17 protein-coding genes and 1 tRNA gene are annotated in these 16,176 nt (G+C 54.4%); 8 read left to right on the plus strand and 10 right to left on the minus strand.

Annotated elements, in window-relative coordinates; all coding sequences use genetic code 11:
* Positions 1 to 46 precede the first annotated feature (46 nt).
* The 3 genes from tyrS to eno all read left to right on the plus strand — a co-directional run bounded on the left by tyrS (position 47) and on the right by eno (position 3,644).
* On the plus strand, positions 47 to 1,297 hold the full coding sequence (gene tyrS / locus BVC71_RS05395; protein ID WP_086450710.1) for a tyrosine--tRNA ligase: 1,251 nt from the start codon (positions 47 to 49) through the stop codon (positions 1,295 to 1,297).
* 131 nt (positions 1,298 to 1,428) lie between these two features.
* Positions 1,429 to 2,310 (plus strand): DMT family transporter, encoded by an 882-nt coding sequence (locus BVC71_RS05400; RefSeq protein ID WP_086450549.1) that lies wholly within the window; start codon positions 1,429 to 1,431, stop codon positions 2,308 to 2,310.
* A 59-nt stretch (positions 2,311 to 2,369) separates the two neighbouring features.
* On the plus strand, positions 2,370 to 3,644 hold the full coding sequence (eno, locus tag BVC71_RS05405; protein ID WP_086450550.1) for a phosphopyruvate hydratase: 1,275 nt from the start codon (positions 2,370 to 2,372) through the stop codon (positions 3,642 to 3,644).
* Positions 3,645 to 3,793: 149 nt separating this feature from the next.
* Here eno and BVC71_RS05410 read toward each other — a convergent pair whose 3' ends face one another.
* Entirely contained in the window at positions 3,794 to 4,063 is a 270-nt protein-coding gene (locus tag BVC71_RS05410) for a glycine zipper 2TM domain-containing protein (protein ID WP_086450551.1), read from the minus strand.
* A 161-nt stretch (positions 4,064 to 4,224) separates the two neighbouring features.
* Between BVC71_RS05410 and BVC71_RS05415 the strand changes: the two genes are divergently transcribed.
* Positions 4,225 to 4,650 carry a cupin domain-containing protein gene (locus BVC71_RS05415; RefSeq protein ID WP_086450552.1) on the plus strand — a complete coding sequence of 142 codons (426 nt, stop codon included), beginning with the start codon at positions 4,225 to 4,227 and terminating at the stop codon, positions 4,648 to 4,650.
* Between the two features lie 13 nt (positions 4,651 to 4,663).
* Here the strand turns inward: BVC71_RS05415 and BVC71_RS05420 are convergent.
* The 9 genes from BVC71_RS05420 to iscR form a co-directional block, all read right to left on the minus strand.
* Positions 4,664 to 4,740: transfer RNA gene (locus BVC71_RS05420), tRNA-Arg, on the minus strand.
* Between the two features lie 87 nt (positions 4,741 to 4,827).
* The gene (locus tag BVC71_RS05425; protein ID WP_086450553.1) at positions 4,828 to 6,048 is read right to left on the minus strand and encodes a cysteine desulfurase; all 1,221 of its coding nucleotides are present in this window, start codon (positions 6,046 to 6,048) and stop codon (positions 4,828 to 4,830) included.
* Between the two features lies 1 nt (position 6,049).
* Entirely contained in the window at positions 6,050 to 6,532 is a 483-nt protein-coding gene (locus BVC71_RS05430; protein ID WP_086450554.1) for a YIP1 family protein, read from the minus strand.
* Positions 6,529 to 7,818, minus strand: coding sequence for a Fe-S cluster assembly protein SufD (gene sufD / locus BVC71_RS05435; RefSeq protein ID WP_086450555.1), 1,290 nt, complete (start codon positions 7,816 to 7,818; stop codon positions 6,529 to 6,531). The genes BVC71_RS05430 and sufD overlap by 4 nt, the downstream gene beginning before the upstream one ends.
* A 1-nt stretch (position 7,819) precedes the next feature.
* Positions 7,820 to 8,575 carry a Fe-S cluster assembly ATPase SufC gene (gene sufC, locus BVC71_RS05440; protein WP_086450556.1) on the minus strand — a complete coding sequence of 252 codons (756 nt, stop codon included), beginning with the start codon at positions 8,573 to 8,575 and terminating at the stop codon, positions 7,820 to 7,822.
* Positions 8,576 to 8,641: 66 nt separating this feature from the next.
* A complete protein-coding gene (locus tag BVC71_RS05445) occupies positions 8,642 to 9,526 on the minus strand; it encodes an FkbM family methyltransferase (protein ID WP_086450557.1) in 885 nt (294 codons plus the stop codon).
* Positions 9,526 to 11,055, minus strand: coding sequence for a Fe-S cluster assembly protein SufB (gene sufB, locus BVC71_RS05450; protein ID WP_086450558.1), 1,530 nt, complete (start codon positions 11,053 to 11,055; stop codon positions 9,526 to 9,528). Before sufB ends, BVC71_RS05445 begins: the two co-directional genes overlap by 1 nt.
* A gap of 16 nt (positions 11,056 to 11,071) precedes the next feature.
* Positions 11,072 to 12,115, minus strand: a complete 1,044-nt coding sequence (locus tag BVC71_RS05455; RefSeq protein ID WP_086450559.1) for a cysteine desulfurase family protein — start codon at positions 12,113 to 12,115, stop codon at positions 11,072 to 11,074.
* Positions 12,115 to 12,573, minus strand: a complete 459-nt coding sequence (gene iscR / locus BVC71_RS05460; protein ID WP_086450560.1) for a Fe-S cluster assembly transcriptional regulator IscR — start codon at positions 12,571 to 12,573, stop codon at positions 12,115 to 12,117. The genes BVC71_RS05455 and iscR overlap by 1 nt, the downstream gene beginning before the upstream one ends.
* 173 nt (positions 12,574 to 12,746) lie before the next feature.
* Here iscR and BVC71_RS05465 point away from each other — a divergent pair, with 173 nt between their 5' ends.
* The 4 genes from BVC71_RS05465 (at position 12,747) to BVC71_RS05480 (ending at position 16,161) form a co-directional block, all read left to right on the plus strand.
* Positions 12,747 to 13,400, plus strand: coding sequence for an alpha/beta hydrolase (locus BVC71_RS05465; protein ID WP_086450561.1), 654 nt, complete (start codon positions 12,747 to 12,749; stop codon positions 13,398 to 13,400).
* Between the two features lie 24 nt (positions 13,401 to 13,424).
* On the plus strand, positions 13,425 to 13,634 hold the full coding sequence (locus BVC71_RS05470; RefSeq protein ID WP_240516783.1) for a hypothetical protein: 210 nt from the start codon (positions 13,425 to 13,427) through the stop codon (positions 13,632 to 13,634).
* Positions 13,635 to 13,687: 53 nt separating this feature from the next.
* The gene (locus BVC71_RS05475) at positions 13,688 to 14,848 is read left to right on the plus strand and encodes an HD domain-containing protein (protein ID WP_086450563.1); all 1,161 of its coding nucleotides are present in this window, start codon (positions 13,688 to 13,690) and stop codon (positions 14,846 to 14,848) included.
* Positions 14,849 to 14,946: 98 nt separating this feature from the next.
* Positions 14,947 to 16,161 carry an NADP-dependent isocitrate dehydrogenase gene (locus tag BVC71_RS05480; RefSeq protein ID WP_086450564.1) on the plus strand — a complete coding sequence of 405 codons (1,215 nt, stop codon included), beginning with the start codon at positions 14,947 to 14,949 and terminating at the stop codon, positions 16,159 to 16,161.
* Positions 16,162 to 16,176: the final 15 nt, after the last annotated feature.

The following is a 16,176-nucleotide window of genomic DNA, read 5'->3' on the forward strand; positions in this document are numbered from 1 at the left end:
ATTCGGCGCTTATAGAGTGTCGCATCTGAAAACCAAGGACAATACGATGACGTACCATCCCAAATCCGAATTCATGGCGACAATCATGCAGCGTGGCTTTCTGGCCGACTGCACCGATTATCAGGCCTTGGACGAAGCTTTAGCCAACGGGATGGTCACCGCATATATCGGCTATGACGCGACAGCGAAATCGCTGCACGTCGGTCACCTGCTGAACATCATGTTGCTAAAGTGGTTCCAAAAAACCGGCCACAAACCGATCACCCTGATGGGCGGCGGCACCACCAAGGTCGGCGATCCATCGTTCCGCAGCGACGAACGCCCATTGCTGGATGACCACGCGATTGCCGTGAACATCGGCGGTATGCAGCGCGTGTTTGACCGTTACCTTGATTACCGCAAAGGCGACAACGCAGCCGTTATGCTGAACAACGCCGAATGGCTGGACGGCTTGAACTACCTGGAATTCCTGCGCGATATCGGTCGCCACTTCAGCGTCAACCGCATGCTGTCGTTTGAATCGGTGAAATCCCGACTGGACCGCGAACAATCGCTGTCGTTCCTAGAATTCAACTACATGATCCTTCAAGCGTACGACTTCTTGGAACTGAACCGCCGTTACGGATGTCTGTTGCAGATGGGCGGATCGGACCAATGGGGCAATATCGTCAACGGTATCGACCTGACCCGCCGCGTGCTGGACAACCAGATTTTCGGCCTGACAACGCCTTTGCTGTCGACCTCCGACGGTAAAAAGATGGGCAAATCGCAGGGCGGCGCGATCTGGCTGAACAGCGAAATGCTGTCGCCTTATGAATTCTGGCAGTTCTGGCGCAACACCACCGATGCGGACACGGGCAAGTTTCTGAAACTATACACCATGCTGCCGATCGAAGAATGCGAACGTCTGGGCGCATTGGAAGGGTCAGAAATCAACGAAGCCAAGATCATTCTGGCGAACGAAGTCACAGCCATGCTGCACGGCGAAGAGGCCGCCAAAGCCGCCGAACAAACCGCGCGCGAAGTGTTCGAAAAAGGCGGCGTAGGTGATGACCTACCGACCCTAGCGCTGGACGCAGCTGAAGTCGCCGACGGCATTTCACTGGCTCAGCTGGTCGTCCGTTCTGGTCTGGCAAAATCGGGCAAAGACGGCAAGCGTATGATCGCCGATGGCGCGCTAAAGGTGAACGATGAAACATGCACTGATGCGGGCCGCATGTTTGCAGCTACCGATTTTGCCGATCCTATAAAACTGTCGGCAGGCAAAAAACGCCACGCGTTGGTGACTGTCGCCTAATCGACGTCATATCGTAGATTTTAACGGGCGGTCCATCGGGCCGCCCGTTTTATTTTACCCATTTGATCAAAAACCATTTCTTTTGATCAAAATTATCAGTATCCGAGTCCCAAAGACCTAGGAGGACCCCGATGGAAAACGTGCGCGGCGCAATACTAATGTCTCTCGCCATGGCCGGTTTCGCCATCGAGGATATGTTCATCAAACTGACCAAAGATTTCGGTATGCCCACCGGTCAAGTGTTGGCAGTCTTGGGGCTGATGGGCGGTATGGTCTATTGGGCGTTCATGGCCCACAAAGGCATTCCGTTGATCACGCGCAAATTAACAGATCGCGGTGTGATGATCCGCAACCTTGGCGAATTTGTCGGAACGGGCTGCTATGTTCTGGCATTTACGGGCGGCGCACTGTCGTCGGCTTCGGCTGTGATGCAAGCCCTGCCACTGTTCGTGACCATGGGCGCCGCGATATTTCTGGGCCAACAGGTTGGCTGGCGCCGTTGGACAGCTATTGGGATCGGATTTATCGGCGTTCTGATGGTCATCCAACCAGGTGGTGAAAACTTTGACCCTTACCTCGCGCTGGCATTCGTCGGCGTTTTGGGCATGGCGGGCCGCGACGTGCAGACGCGTGCCCTACACGGCGAAATTCATTCACTGCAAATTGCGGCATGGGGGTTTTTCACAATTGTCCCCTTGGGCATTGCTGTCATGGCAGCGCAAAATACCGCACCCATTTTGCCAACCTCAACTCAATGGGCCCTACTTGTCGGAGCGACCGTCATTGGAACAGGTGCCTACTACATGCTGATTATGGCGTCTCGTTTGGGCGATATGGCCGTCATCGCGCCGTTCCGATACACACGTATCGTGTTTGCCCTGATTGTGGGCATCGTGGTCTTTGACGAAGCTGACCAGATCAATTCACTGATGCTAATCGGCGTTCTTATTATCATTACATCGGGCATTTATACGTTCTATCGGCAATATCTGTCCCGTCACGCTTCCCTATAGTCAAAAGGCGGGTTATAGAACGGTCGAAAATCTCGATATTTTTTAAGCAGGATCATCTAATGAGCACCATCATCGACATCCACGCACGTGAAATTCTGGATAGCCGCGGCAATCCAACCGTTGAGGTGGACGTCACCCTAGAAGACGGCACCATGGGCCGCGCTGCTGTTCCTTCGGGCGCATCGACAGGCGCACACGAAGCCGTAGAAAAACGTGACGGCGACAAATCCCGTTACTTGGGCAAAGGCGTATTGGAAGCCGTCGCAGCCGTGAACGGTGAAATCGCCGAAGCTCTGGTTGGTTACGACGCGCTGGAGCAAGTAGAAATCGACAACGCGATGATCGAACTGGACGGCACCCCGAACAAAGGCCGTCTGGGCGCAAACGCAATTTTGGGCGTTTCGCTGGCTGTTGCCAAAGCGGCTGCAGACTACACTGGTCAGCCACTGTTCCGTTATGTTGGCGGCACATCGGCTCGCGTTCTGCCAGTTCCAATGATGAACATCATCAACGGCGGCGAACACGCAGACAACCCAATCGACATCCAAGAATTCATGATCATGCCAGTATCGGCTACGAACGTGAAAGAAGCGATCCGCATGGGTTCGGAAGTATTCCACACTCTGAAAAAAGAACTGTCCGCAGCTGGCTACAACACCGGTATCGGTGACGAAGGTGGTTTCGCACCTGCGCTGGAATCGACCCGCAAAGCACTGGATTTCATCCTGACCGCGATCGACAAAGCAGGCTACAAAGCTGGCGAAGACATCTATCTGGCACTGGATTGTGCATCGACCGAATACTACGTCGACGGCAAATACGAAATGAAGGGCGAAGGCGCGTCGCTGACGTCTGCTGAAAACGCTGACTATCTGGCGGCTCTGTGCGCGGATTACCCGATCATCTCGATCGAAGACGGCATGTCCGAGGACGATTGGGAAGGCTGGAAACTGCTGACCGACAAAATCGGCGACAAAGTACAGCTGGTTGGCGACGACCTGTTTGTAACCAACCCTACCCGTCTGGCTGACGGCATCGACCAAGGCGTTGCAAATTCGATGCTGGTCAAAGTGAACCAAATCGGTTCGTTGACCGAAACGCTAAAAGCTGTCGATATGGCGCACCGCGCACGTTATACCAACGTGATGTCGCACCGTTCGGGCGAAACCGAAGACGCAACCATCGCAGATCTGGCAGTTGCAACCAACTGCGGCCAGATCAAAACTGGTTCGCTGTCCCGTTCGGACCGTCTGGCAAAATACAACCAGCTGATCCGCATCGAAGAGCTGCTGGGCGCAACTGCGGAATACGCAGGTAAATCGATCCTGAAATAATCAGCTCTGCGTTTAGTAATCTAAGGCCCTGCGATTTGCGGGGCCTTTTCTTTTGGCACTCCATTATTTGCCAATTCTCTCTGGTGATCCTGAAATGAATTAGGCCCCGCTGTTTCCAGCGAGGCCCAGAGGGAGGATTAAAATTAAGTTTAGCAAGGCGCTGTGTAATAGCCGCCCTGACCGTTCGAATAAGCGCATTGTTGTGTTGCGGTATTTTGGGCAACCATCGTACCGGCAGCAGCACCGCCCAAGGCCGCGATCAGACGCCAATCGTCATCAGCCTCAAGAATATCGGCCGCAATTAGGCCTGCTGCGGCGCCACCTGCAACGCCAGCAACTGTGCGTGCATCAGTGTCCATCGTGCAGCCAGCAATCGCAGATGTCGCTAGGCCAAGGCTAAGAATAAGTGCGCGGGTCATTTGAAGTCTCCTAAAATCAATCTGTTGGAATACAAACACGGCAACGCATCAAAAAGTTCCCTGCTTTCTACGGCAGTCAATTAACCCGTTAATATTGTTGGTTTGTTTTGCCCTCCAGAATACCCTTGCGAATTGTGCTCCTATCGCCGTAGCCTCTGCTTATGAAAGCAGACGACATTATCCGTTACCTCGATTTGGCACCTCATCCAGAAGGCGGGCATTACCGCCAAACTTGGATTGACCAAGGTGAGGGCCGCCCATCAGGGACCTGCATCTATTTTTTATTAAAACGTGGCGAGCGGAGCCATTGGCACACCGTCGATGCAACCGAAATTTGGCACTATTACGCAGGTTCTCCGCTGGTCCTGTCAATATCCGAAACCGACGCTGGTCCAGCACAACAGCACGTCCTTGGCCCCGACCTATTGGGTGGTCAAGCACCTCAATTCATCGTGCCCACAGGACATTGGCAAGCCGCACAAACCACAGGAGACTGGACGCTCGTCGGCTGTACCGTATCACCAGGTTTTCAATTTTCAGGGTTCAAATTAGCGCCAAGCGGTTTCGACATCCAAACTGTCGATTAACACCACTTTTTGTTGGCGCACCCGACAGGATTCGAACCTGTGGCCTCTGCCTTCGGAGGGCAGCGCTCTATCCAGCTGAGCTACGGGTGCCTAAGGGTTCTATATCCGCCCCTCTGCGGTGCTGCAATGCCAAAGGCAGCGTGGCGGGCGAGGATTTTTACTCGCCCTGCCCGTTTGTTAGCCAAAGAGTTCGTGGCAGAACTCTAGAGCGTCGATCAAAGCGTCGACTTCGGCTTTGGTGTTGTACATGGCGAAGGACGCACGGCAAGTCGCGCCAACGCCCATGTGTTCCATCAATGGCATAGCGCAATGGGTGCCTGCACGAACGGCGACGCCTTTTTTATCCAGCACCGTCGAAATATCATGTGCGTGCGCACCGCCATTCAGAGTGAGCGAGAAAATCGCCGCCTTATTGGCCGGATTACCCTGAATATTCAGCCAATTCAGACCGCGTAGCCGTTCGTTGGCGTAATTACACAGGTCAGTTTCATGCTGCGCGATGTTGTCCATGCCGATCTGCATCAGATAGTCCAGCGCAACACCCATGCCGATCGTTTGGACGATACCGGGGGTGCCTGCTTCGAACTTCATCGGCGGATCGTTATAGATAACGGTGTCGCGGCTGACCTCTTTGATCATGTCGCCGCCGCCCATGAATGGGATCATTTCGGCCTGACGTTCTTTGCGGACGTAGATCGCGCCAGACCCCGAAGGACCGTATAGTTTATGGCCTGTGATGGGATAAAAATCCGCGCCCATATCCTGAACATCGACGGGCATGTGAACCGCGCCTTGACTACCATCGACCAACACAGGCACGCCGCGTTCGCGGGCCGCGTGGCAGATCGATTTCACATCCACAATCGTACCCAACACGTTCGAAACCTGAGTGACCGCGACCAATTTGGTTTTCGGGCCAATCGCGTCGATGACGGCTTGCGGGTCTAGGTTCCCATCCGCATCGGTTTCGACCCACTTCAGCACGACACCCTGACGTTCACGCAGGAAATGCCACGGCACGATGTTAGCGTGGTGTTCCATGATCGACAGAACGATTTCATCACCAGCCTGTAGGCGCGGCGCGGCCCACGCATAGGCGACCATATTGATGCCTTCGGTCGTACCGGAATTCAGGATGATTTCATCCTCATCCGCGGCATTCAGGAATTTTGCTACGACCCCGCGCACGGATTCATATTTGTCCGTTGCAAGGTTAGAAAGGTAATGTAACCCACGATGAACGTTGGCATATTCCTCAGCGTAGGCTTTGGTCACCGCATCAATAACCACCTGCGGTTTCTGCGCCGAAGCACCGTTATCCAAATAGACCAGTGGTTTGTTATTCACCTGACGCGACAAGATCGGAAAGTCCGCGCGAATAGCATTGACGTCGAACATGTCAGGCTCCTTTTTCGGCCTCGATCAGGGTCAGCGACCCGATGACAAAAAATGCAATGGTCCACAGTGCGCCGACGATCATCGTGCCAGTGTCGTCCCCATTAAACCCGCGCAACAGGCCATATAGCAACGCGGCCGGAGTGGTCGCCAATAGCGTCCAAAACAGCGACAGGCGCGCGGTGTAAAACGTACCCTTTCCGCCCAAGACCTTCGCAACCAGATGGATCACCGCCGATAGTCCGTAAAAGAACAGCGGCGCGATGAAAATCCATAGGAACAGCGATCCAGTGATCTGTTCCTTGGCGCTGGTTCCGGTCAATTCTTCGACGCGGACAGCATAGGGCCAAGTTGCCAGAAAATTCAGGAAACACCCGCCCATGAGGAAAGCCAGCGCACGATCTTCGCGCTGGCCCATCCGCAACAGACGGTCCATGACCGCACGAGGCTGACGCCACGTGCGGACCATATCACGGGTTACGCTCATCCCTGCGGACGCTCTAGCCAGATGGCCAGACGATCACGCAGGGTTTCGGCGATGGTTTCATCGTCGATCTCGTCCAGCGCCTCGGCCAAGAATGCCAAGGTCAGCAGGTCGGTTGCTTCGGCCTTTGGGACGCCGCGCGAACGCAGATAGTAGATCGCGGTTTCATCAATCGCGCCACAGGTCGACCCGTGCGAACACGCCACGTCATCGGCGTAGATTTCCAGCTCTGGTTTCGCCAAGAAATTGGAATCGTCATCCAGCAGCAGACCTTGGGAAATCTGGTAACCGTCGGTTTTTTGGGCGCCTTCTTTGACCAAGATTTTACCTTGGAACACGCCCGTTGCGTTGTCGCGCAGGACCTTTTTGAACACCTGACGGCTTTCGCAGCGTTCGGCGTCGTGGGTGATGAACACGGTGTCGTCGTGATGGAAATCACGGCCCGCACCGATGCACACACCAGCAACATGCGCGATCGAATCGTCACCAGTCAGTTCGATGACCACTTCGTTACGGGTCATCACGCCATTGGCGGTCATGGTGAACGATTTGAACGCAGATTCCGTGCCTAAACGCGCAAAGATCGCAGTTGCAGCGCGGCGTTCATGATCGCGGCCTTGGGCGCGGACATGGTGGAACGACGCGGTGTCAGCGACCGACACTTCGGTCACGATATTGAAACGCGCAGCCGCTGGGCCGGATTCCAACAGAGTGACTTCGGCGCCTGCATCAACCTGAACCAAATGACGCAGGATCGCATCGCTGTCGGTTTTGGTCTGCAGGTAGGATACGTGGATCGGCTTCGCGGCTTTGCCCGATGCGCGGATGATCAAACCATCGGTGGCAAAGGCCGTGTTCAGCGTCGCCAATGGGCGCTGCACAGGGTTTTGGCCCGCGGTTTCCAGCGCGCCAAACAGGTCTTTGGCCCAATGGATGTCGGCCGATTGGCTGTCTGCCAGACGTTCGATGGTCACGCCGTCCAGCGTCAATTCATCGGATGCTTCAGCATCGAAAACGCCATCAACGAACACAACGTGCAGGCATTCGGTCGACCCGAATACATCGCCGTTTTCCGAAGCATAGACTGACGCCGCAACAGGTTCGACCGAAGTCAGCGCGGTTGGATCGGTGTAACGCCAGTATTCGTCACGTTTGATCGGCAAGCCCATTTCAGTCACACGGGACAATGCGTCCTGACGTGCCGTTTGGGTCCAGCCCGCCGCCGCAGGCAGCGACAGGGCGTTCAGGCGTGCCTCGGTCGTATCGATTTTAACCTTTGGCAAAGCCATCTTATTCGACCTCCGCCAGAATGTCGGCGTAACCGTTGTTTTCAACTTCCAACGCCAGCTCTGGTCCGCCGGTTTTCACGATACGGCCGTTTGCCATGATATGAACGACGTCTGGTTTGATGTGGTCCAATAGACGCTGGTAGTGTGTGATGACCAGGAACGAACGGCCTTCGGAACGCAGCGCGTTCACGCCTTCAGACACCAGTTTCATCGCATCGACGTCCAGACCGGAATCTGTTTCGTCCAAGATGCACATCTTTGGTTCCAGCATCGCCATCTGCAGGATTTCGTTACGCTTTTTCTCGCCGCCCGAGAAACCAACGTTCACAGGGCGTTTAAGCATGTCAGCGTCGATTTTCAGGGTCTTTGCACGTTCGCGAACGACTTTCAGGAAATCTGCAGCGGAAAGTTCTTCTTCGCCGCGGGATTTACGCTGTGCGTTCACTGCGGTGCGCAGGAAGGTCATGTTACCAACGCCCGGGATTTCGACGGGGTATTGGAACGCAAGGAACAGGCCAGCGGCTGCGCGCTCTTCTGGTTCCAGATCCAGCAGGTCTTCGCCGTCCAGCGATGCTTCGCCGTCGGTGACCTCATATCCGTCGCGGCCCGACAGAACATAGGACAGCGTCGATTTACCCGAACCATTCGGGCCCATAATTGCGTGTACCTTGCCTGCCTCGACAGTCAGGTTAACGCCTTTGAGGATCTGCTTTTCCTCTTCTTCCAGTTTCACATGCAGGTTCTTGATTTCCAGCATCAGTCTCTCCTTGGGCGCGTGCCCCGATTTACATCACGGGCCGCGCCCGACATTTGGTTTCGTCTTTTACCCGTTGGCACGCAGGCGCGGCGACAGGGCGTTAATATAGGTTTCAGCGACATCGTTGCCGATCACACCGCGTTTGGTCAGCGCACCCAGCGCCAGCAACGTCAGGTCAGGGCTTTCGATCATGTCACCGAAAAAGCTTAGGTAGATCAGTTGGTCGTCGGTCAGGTCATTCGCCAAATCGCAATTGGGCAAATAAACAGCATCGCCATCAAACAACTGAGAGGTCATCCGTTTGCGGATGATCTTTTCCTCGTAAGGGTGCGGCATCATTACAGATTTCTGGAACAGAAATTTGTACAACCGAAACCCTTGATCGCGCATTTGACGGTCTAAATCGCCAAATTCGGGTTCGTTTTCGTAGATACGGTAGAACCGCACCTCGGTCACGATCCCGACGGCGTTTGCCAGTTTTTCCTTGCCGCCGATCATAACGTCACGTTCGCCGCCCTGAAGGTCCATTTTCAGGACATCCACCAAAGGCACGTCAGCGATATTATCTAGCGGAGTGGTTTCTAGCTCGACCTTATCGACGATCATATTTGCCAAACGTTCTTTGTCGATGCGCCGCAAGTTTTCGCGATCCATCGGATACAAAGACGTAAAGCCAGAGCGTTTGTGCAGATACAAAGTCTGCTTGCCCGGCATACCGATTGCGTTCGGCAAATAGGTTTCGTTTTCAGACTTGATCTGTTCCAGTTCCGCCAAAGCATCAAGGTTAGGTTCAAACCCAACGACCTGACACGCCCCATCGTCCAGCAACCCCTTGTAGGGAGGTTCGCCCAATGGATTGGCGCCCACATCAGCAATGACCATCTGCTTTGCTGGATGCAAAGTAGATGTCAAAACCTTGCGGCTGTTATGATCCGTCTTGGCAGGAGGCATTAGCCGACCGAACCCTCTAGCGAAATTGCGACCAGCTGTTGGGCCTCCATCGCGAATTCCATCGGCAGTGCTTGCAGAACGTCCTTACAGAAACCGTTCACAACCAGTGCGACGGCCTCTTCTTCGTCCATGCCGCGCTGACGGCAATAGAACAGCTGATCATCATCCACCTTGGATGTGGTCGCCTCGTGTTCGACGCGGCTGCTGTTGTTTTTGACTTCGATATACGGAACGGTGTGCGCGCCGCATTCCGAACCGATCAACAGACTATCACACTGGGTGTAGTTGCGGCTGTCTTTCGCTTTGGGGTGCATCGATACCAGACCGCGGTACGTGTTCTGCGCCTTACCTGCCGAGATACCTTTGGAGACGATACGGGATTTGGTATTTTTGCCCAAATGCACCATTTTCGTGCCGGTGTCGGCCTGCTGGTAGTTGTTTGCAATCGCGATCGAATAGAATTCGCCTTGGCTATCGTCACCGCGCAGGATGCAGGACGGGTATTTCCACGTCACAGCCGAACCGGTTTCAACTTGGGTCCACATCACTTTGGAACGGGCGCCACGGCAATCCGCGCGTTTCGTCACAAAGTTATAGATGCCGCCTTTGCCATTTTCATCACCAGGGAACCAGTTCTGAACGGTCGAATATTTCACTTCGGCGTCTTCTTCGATGATGATCTCAACCACAGCCGCGTGCAGCTGCGCCGTATCACGCTGAGGCGCTGTACAGCCCTCTAGGTAGGATACATACGATCCTTTGTCCGCGATGATCAGCGTGCGTTCAAACTGACCCGTGTTTTCCGCGTTGATACGGAAATAGGTCGACAGTTCCATCGGGCAGCGAACGCCAGGTGGGACGTATACGAACGAACCATCCGAAAACACGGCCGAGTTCAGCGTCGCATAAAAGTTGTCCGATACAGGCACAACCGAACCAAGGTATTTTTTGACCAGCTCTGGGTGTTCTTTGATCGCTTCGGAAATCGAGCAGAAAATCACGCCTGCTTTTTTCAGTTCAGCTTGGAACGTGGTACCAACGGAAACCGAGTCAAAGACGGCGTCTACTGCAACTTTACGCTCGCCCTCTTTGTAATCCTCTGCGCCTTCGACGCCTGCAAGGATCAGCTGTTCCTTTAGCGGGATACCCAATTTGTTGTAGGTTTCCAGCAGCTTTGGATCGACCTCATCCAAGGACTTTGGCTTTTCAGTCATCGATTTGGGACGTGCATAGTAGTACTGATCCTGAAAGTCGATTTCAGGATAGTTGACCATCGCCCAATCAGGTTCGGACATGGTTTCCCAACGTTCGAACGCCTGTAGACGCCATTCGGTCATCCATTCAGGTTCGTCATTCTTTTCCGAGATCAGTTTGACGATATCAGGGTTCACGCCTTTGGGCGCGTATTCCATTTCGATATCGGTTTCCCAACCGTATTTGTATTTGCCAGAAAGTTTGGCAACGGCATCGACAGTTTCCTGATCTACGCCTTCTTTTACATCCATTTCCGGACGGTCTGTTGCAGCCATGACCTTTTCCTTTGTTTTACGCGGCGCGTGCGCGCATCTTTTTATAACGGTCGATCCAAGCAGCCGCGAACGCGTCTACCTGATCCGATGTTGTATCAAGGCCAAGCGACACGCGTGCCATGCACGCGCCGTCATCTTCGCCAAATCCCATGGCGCGCAAAACCTTGCTCGCCTTTACTTTGCCAGAGGAACAAGCCGATCCGGCAGAGATCGCAAATCCGGCCAAATCCATGGCCATGACTTGCGTTTCGCCTTTCCACCCAGGTGTGACAAAGGCTGTTGTGTTCGGCAGACGGTTAGCGCCTTTGCCGATGAAAATAGTATCGGGTGCCGCATCGGCAATGCGGGCCTCTAGCTGATCGCGCAACTGTGCGATTTCGTCCCAGCGGCCATTCGCCAAATCGGTTTGTGCCGCAGTTAATGCCGCTGCAAAACCCGCGATCCCGATCAAGTTTTCTGTTCCCGCACGGCGGCCCCTTTCCTGCCCGCCACCACGTTGATGCGCAATCAGGTCATAGCCCTGCGGAATGATCAAAACGCCGACACCTTTGGGCCCGCCAATTTTATGCGCCGACGCCAGCACCATTTCGACGCCGGCCCAGCTGTATGCAAATGGCAAACGCCCGATCGCTTGGGTTACATCCGAAACCGCCAATCCGTTTGGTAATTTCTGGATGATACCGGTTTCAGAATTCGCCAACTGCAGTGTGCTGTTTTCGGGATCGGTGACAAACACTTGCCCCATGGGATCTGCGGGCAATACTTCGTCGATCCATGCACCAACGGCGTCATGTTCAATACCCGACCCTTTTAGATCACGGCCCGCCAAAGCCAGCGCTGCCGATTCAGTTGCGCCCGATGTGAACACAATGTCGGCATTCCCTGCACCCAACGCCTCGGCGATTTGGTCGCGGGATTTTTCCATGAGGGATTTCGCAGCGCGGCCTTCGATATGGACAGACGACGGGTTGCCAACGACATCCATCGCCGACATCATCGCCGCCTTCGCTTCGGGCCTTAGGGGCGCCGTAGCGTTATGATCCAGATAGACCCGCGCCATTATTCGTCCACAACCTCGAACAGAGCGGGAACAGCTGGACATGGCGCCAACCCGTTTCCAATCACGTCAGACAAACGTGCCTGATGCAGGAAAACGTACACATGCGCTGACAACCCTTCCCACAAGCGGTTTGTCAGGGATTGCGCCCGCGTGCCAGATGCACCACCCGATGCACCTGCACCTTTGTGCATGGCGCTTACGGTTTCATCGACAGCCTCTAGGATATCAGAGACGCGGATTTCAGATGCAGGACGTGCCAACTTGTAACCACCGCCCGGACCGCGAACAGAATCCACCAGACTTTTGCGGCGCAGTTTCACAAACAACTGCTCAAGGTAAGCCAAAGAGATGTCTTGCCGTTCGGAAATTTCAGCCAGAGTCACCAATGTGCCCGCTGGCTGCAGGGCCAAATCTGCCAATGCGACGACCGCATAACGTCCTTTGGTGCTCAATTTCATCGTGTTTTTCCCGATCCGACCCCTGAAAACGTTCAATAAGATTGACGTAGGCAGCTTCTATCATTAACTGCGGTACAGCCTGCAAGCCCGAAAAGGCCTGCGATTTAGAATCTTTCTAAGGTGTCTGAGGAATACAGTCAAGAATTCCCGTCACCCAACGTTCAGGGAGCACCATGCCCGAAGTGATTTTCCCCGGCCCAGAAGGCCGGCTAGAAGGCCGCTACCATCCGCAAAAAGACCGCGATGCGCCTATTGCAATTATTCTGCACCCGCATCCGCAATTTGGCGGAACTATGAACAACCGCGTTGTTTATAACCTGCACTACGCCTTTCATAACCTAGGTTTCACCGTTCTTCGCTTTAACTTCCGCGGCGTTGGACGCAGCCAAGGCGAATACGATCAAGGCATTGGCGAATTGTCTGATGCCGCATCGGCGCTGGATTACCTGCAATCGATGAACACAGGCGCGAAACACTGCTGGGTCGCTGGTTTCAGCTTTGGTGCGTGGATCGGTATGCAGCTATTGATGCGTCGTCCTGAAATCACTGGTTTCATTTCGGTGGCTCCGCCTGCGAATATGTACGACTTTAGCTTTTTGGCACCCTGCCCTGCGTCGGGTCTGGTCATCAATGGTTCGGCTGACCGCGTGGCCCCGCCACAGGACACCGTCAATCTGGTGAACAAACTGCACGAACAAAAAGGCATCACGATCACCCACGAAGTGGTCGAAGGCGCTGGCCATTTCTTTGACGATGAACACATGGATACCATGGTGGGCAGCGTTCAGGGTTATGTAAAACGTCGCCTGACCGAAAACACACGGTAACGCCCCATGGGAATGCTGGATGAAATGGCCGATAAAATTGCGGTCAAAGCCCTAAAAGACGAAGCCGTTAGTGGCGACGATCAAATCGTTAAACAGGTCGGCGAAATCTTGGGCGCGTCATCGCAAACCCTGCAAGAGGCCTATAACACGGCTATCCGTGTGCGACGCGCAGAACGACGGGCGAATGAATTGCTCGACAAACGCGCCGCGAAATTCAAACCGGAAGCAAACTAACAAAACGGCGGGCTCACCCCGCCGTTTTTTATTTTTCGACCAACGGGTGCACTATGAATCCCATCGCCGCAAAAATCGCATTCCTTACCGAAGCAGATCGTCTGAAAAATGTCATCCGCGCGAACAACGTCATCGACGGGTCACGGCAGGAAAATTCGGCCGAGCACAGCTGGCACGTCGCGCTATATGCATTGGTTTTTGCGCCCTACGCCGCACCCGATGTCGATGTGGATCGCGCCATTGCGATGCTGTTGGTGCATGACATCGTGGAAATAGACGCAGGCGATCACCCCATCCATCTAGATCACGACCAAGCCGCCATTGAACTAGCGGAACGCGCCGCCGCCGATCGTATCTTTGGCCTGCTACCTTTCCCTATGGCCATCGAATATCGCGCCCTTTGGGATGAATTTGAATCCGGCACAACCGCAACCGCCCGCTTTGCGAAAATGATCGACACGATCCACCCAGTCTATCAAACCCTGTGCAGCAGCAACCCAGACCAAACCCACATTGAAATCGTCCGCGCCAACGTGACATCGGGCCGCGCTGAAATTCTGCGCACCCATTGGCCTATGGTTCACGATCACATCGTCGGCCTGCTGAATAAAGAACCAATAACAGCGCCCACCGATTTCACCCTGCGGCTTAGTTTTGCTGTTGAGACATGCAAACTAAAACACATCAATCGGGCAACGCTGCTGTGCGATGGATCACGCCGTGAAAATTCCGGCGAACACAGTTGGCACATCGCATTGTACGCACTGACAATGGCCCCCATCGCTCATGCGCCAGTCAGCGTGGGACGGGTCGTTCGCATGTTGCTGCTGCACGACATTGTCGAGATTGACGCAGGCGATGCACCCATCCACGGTGATTATGACCCAGCCGAAATGGCCGCAAAAGAACAAGCCGCCGCAGACCGCCTATTTGGCCTATTACCCCGCGACCAAGGCGCGGAGCTGCGCGATTTGTGGACAGAATTCGAAGACGCAAAAACGACTGACGCTATTTATGCTAAGTCCGTTGATCGGGTTCAGCCATTGATTTCAAACCTTGTTGGTGATGGCGGGTCGTGGCGCGAATATAACGTGTCATACTATCAGCTCGTCTCACGGGTTGGCGCAAAAATTCAGCGCGGCGCGCCTGAATTATGGACCGAGATGGACAAGCGGATTCGTAGCCACCCTTGGTTTGTCGCAGAATTCGACTGATTGGTCGATTTTTCGGCATACCATTGTATACAAAATGTAGCCATACGTTTGGATTTAGGGTATAGCAGTGCCAAATCATTCCAACCGGAGCCGCACCGATGACCAAGATCAAAGTCGCAAACCCCGTCGTTGAACTCGACGGCGATGAAATGACCCGCATCATCTGGGATTTCATCAAGCAAAAACTGATCCTGCCCTATCTGGATATCGACCTGAAATATTACGATCTCGGGATCGAAGAACGCGATCGCACCGACGACCAAATCACCATCGACGCGGCCAATGCGATCAAAGAACACGGCGTTGGCGTGAAGTGCGCGACCATCACCCCGGACGAGGCCCGCGTCGAAGAATTCGGCCTGAAAAAAATGTGGAAATCGCCGAACGGCACGATCCGCAACATTCTGGGCGGCGTTGTGTTCCGTCAGCCGATCATCTGCCGCAACGTGCCCCGTCTGGTCCCAGGCTGGACACAGCCCATCGTCGTTGGCCGCCACGCGTTCGGCGACCAGTACAAAGCGACCGATTTCCATTTCCCGGGCGCTGGCAAACTAACGATGAAATTCGTCGGCGAAGACGGCACCGTCATCGAAAAAGAGGTCTATGACGCCCCATCCGCTGGCGTTTATATGGGCATGTACAACTTGGATGAATCGATCCGCGATTTCGCCCGTGCGTCGTTCAACTATGGCCTGATGATGAATTGGCCCGTGTACCTGTCGACCAAAAACACGATCCTCAAGGCCTATGACGGCCGTTTCAAAGATCTGTTCGCCGAAGTTTTCGAAGCCGAATTTGCCGAAAAATTCAAAGACGCGGGCATCTGGTACGAACACCGCCTGATCGACGACATGGTCGCCTGTGCGCTCAAATGGAACGGCGGCTTTGTTTGGGCCTGTAAGAACTATGATGGCGACGTACAGTCCGACACCGTGGCGCAAGGCTACGGATCTTTGGGCATGATGGCATCGCAACTGATGACCCCAGACGGCAAAATCGTCGAAGCCGAAGCCGCCCACGGCACCGTCACCCGCCACTATCGCAACCATCAGGCGGGCAAGGCGACGTCGACCAACTCTATCGCGACGATCTACGCATGGACGGGCGGCCTTAAACACCGCGCAAAACTGGACGGCAATGAACAACTGATGCGCTTTGCCGAAACGCTGGAACGCGTCACCGTTCAGTGCGTCGAAGACGGCCATATGACCAAAGATTTGGCCCTATTGGTCGGCCCAGATCAGGGGTGGCTGACTACCATGGGATTCTTGGAAAAACTGGACGAATACCTGAACAAAGCCTTGGTAGGCTAAAATCGGCGGCCCTTC

This window comes from Marivivens niveibacter (assembly GCF_002150005.2).
GTDB classification, from domain to species: Bacteria; Pseudomonadota; Alphaproteobacteria; order Rhodobacterales; family Rhodobacteraceae; genus Marivivens; species Marivivens niveibacter.

Bases quoted from the DNA above. Each gene is read 5' to 3' on its own strand.
- BVC71_RS05480 (WP_086450564.1), top strand. From the start codon at position 14,947: ATGACCAAGATCAAAGTCGCAAACCCCGTCGTTGAACTCGACGGCGAT.
- BVC71_RS05430 (WP_086450554.1), bottom strand. From the start codon at position 6,532: ATGAGCGTAACCCGTGATATGGTCCGCACGTGGCGTCAGCCTCGTGCG.
- BVC71_RS05410 (WP_086450551.1), bottom strand. From the start codon at position 4,063: ATGACCCGCGCACTTATTCTTAGCCTTGGCCTAGCGACATCTGCGATT.
- sufD (WP_086450555.1), bottom strand. From the start codon at position 7,818: ATGGCTTTGCCAAAGGTTAAAATCGATACGACCGAGGCACGCCTGAAC.
- eno (WP_086450550.1), top strand. From the start codon at position 2,370: ATGAGCACCATCATCGACATCCACGCACGTGAAATTCTGGATAGCCGC.
- BVC71_RS05445 (WP_086450557.1), bottom strand. From the start codon at position 9,526: ATGCCTCCTGCCAAGACGGATCATAACAGCCGCAAGGTTTTGACATCT.
- BVC71_RS05400 (WP_086450549.1), top strand. From the start codon at position 1,429: ATGGAAAACGTGCGCGGCGCAATACTAATGTCTCTCGCCATGGCCGGT.
- sufB (WP_086450558.1), bottom strand. From the start codon at position 11,055: ATGGCTGCAACAGACCGTCCGGAAATGGATGTAAAAGAAGGCGTAGAT.
- BVC71_RS05465 (WP_086450561.1), top strand. From the start codon at position 12,747: ATGCCCGAAGTGATTTTCCCCGGCCCAGAAGGCCGGCTAGAAGGCCGC.
- BVC71_RS05415 (WP_086450552.1), top strand. From the start codon at position 4,225: ATGAAAGCAGACGACATTATCCGTTACCTCGATTTGGCACCTCATCCA.
- tyrS (WP_086450710.1), top strand. From the start codon at position 47: ATGACGTACCATCCCAAATCCGAATTCATGGCGACAATCATGCAGCGT.
- BVC71_RS05455 (WP_086450559.1), bottom strand. From the start codon at position 12,115: ATGGCGCGGGTCTATCTGGATCATAACGCTACGGCGCCCCTAAGGCCC.
- iscR (WP_086450560.1), bottom strand. From the start codon at position 12,573: ATGAAATTGAGCACCAAAGGACGTTATGCGGTCGTCGCATTGGCAGAT.
- BVC71_RS05475 (WP_086450563.1), top strand. From the start codon at position 13,688: ATGAATCCCATCGCCGCAAAAATCGCATTCCTTACCGAAGCAGATCGT.
- BVC71_RS05470 (WP_240516783.1), top strand. From the start codon at position 13,425: ATGGCCGATAAAATTGCGGTCAAAGCCCTAAAAGACGAAGCCGTTAGT.
- sufC (WP_086450556.1), bottom strand. From the start codon at position 8,575: ATGCTGGAAATCAAGAACCTGCATGTGAAACTGGAAGAAGAGGAAAAG.
- BVC71_RS05425 (WP_086450553.1), bottom strand. From the start codon at position 6,048: ATGTTCGACGTCAATGCTATTCGCGCGGACTTTCCGATCTTGTCGCGT.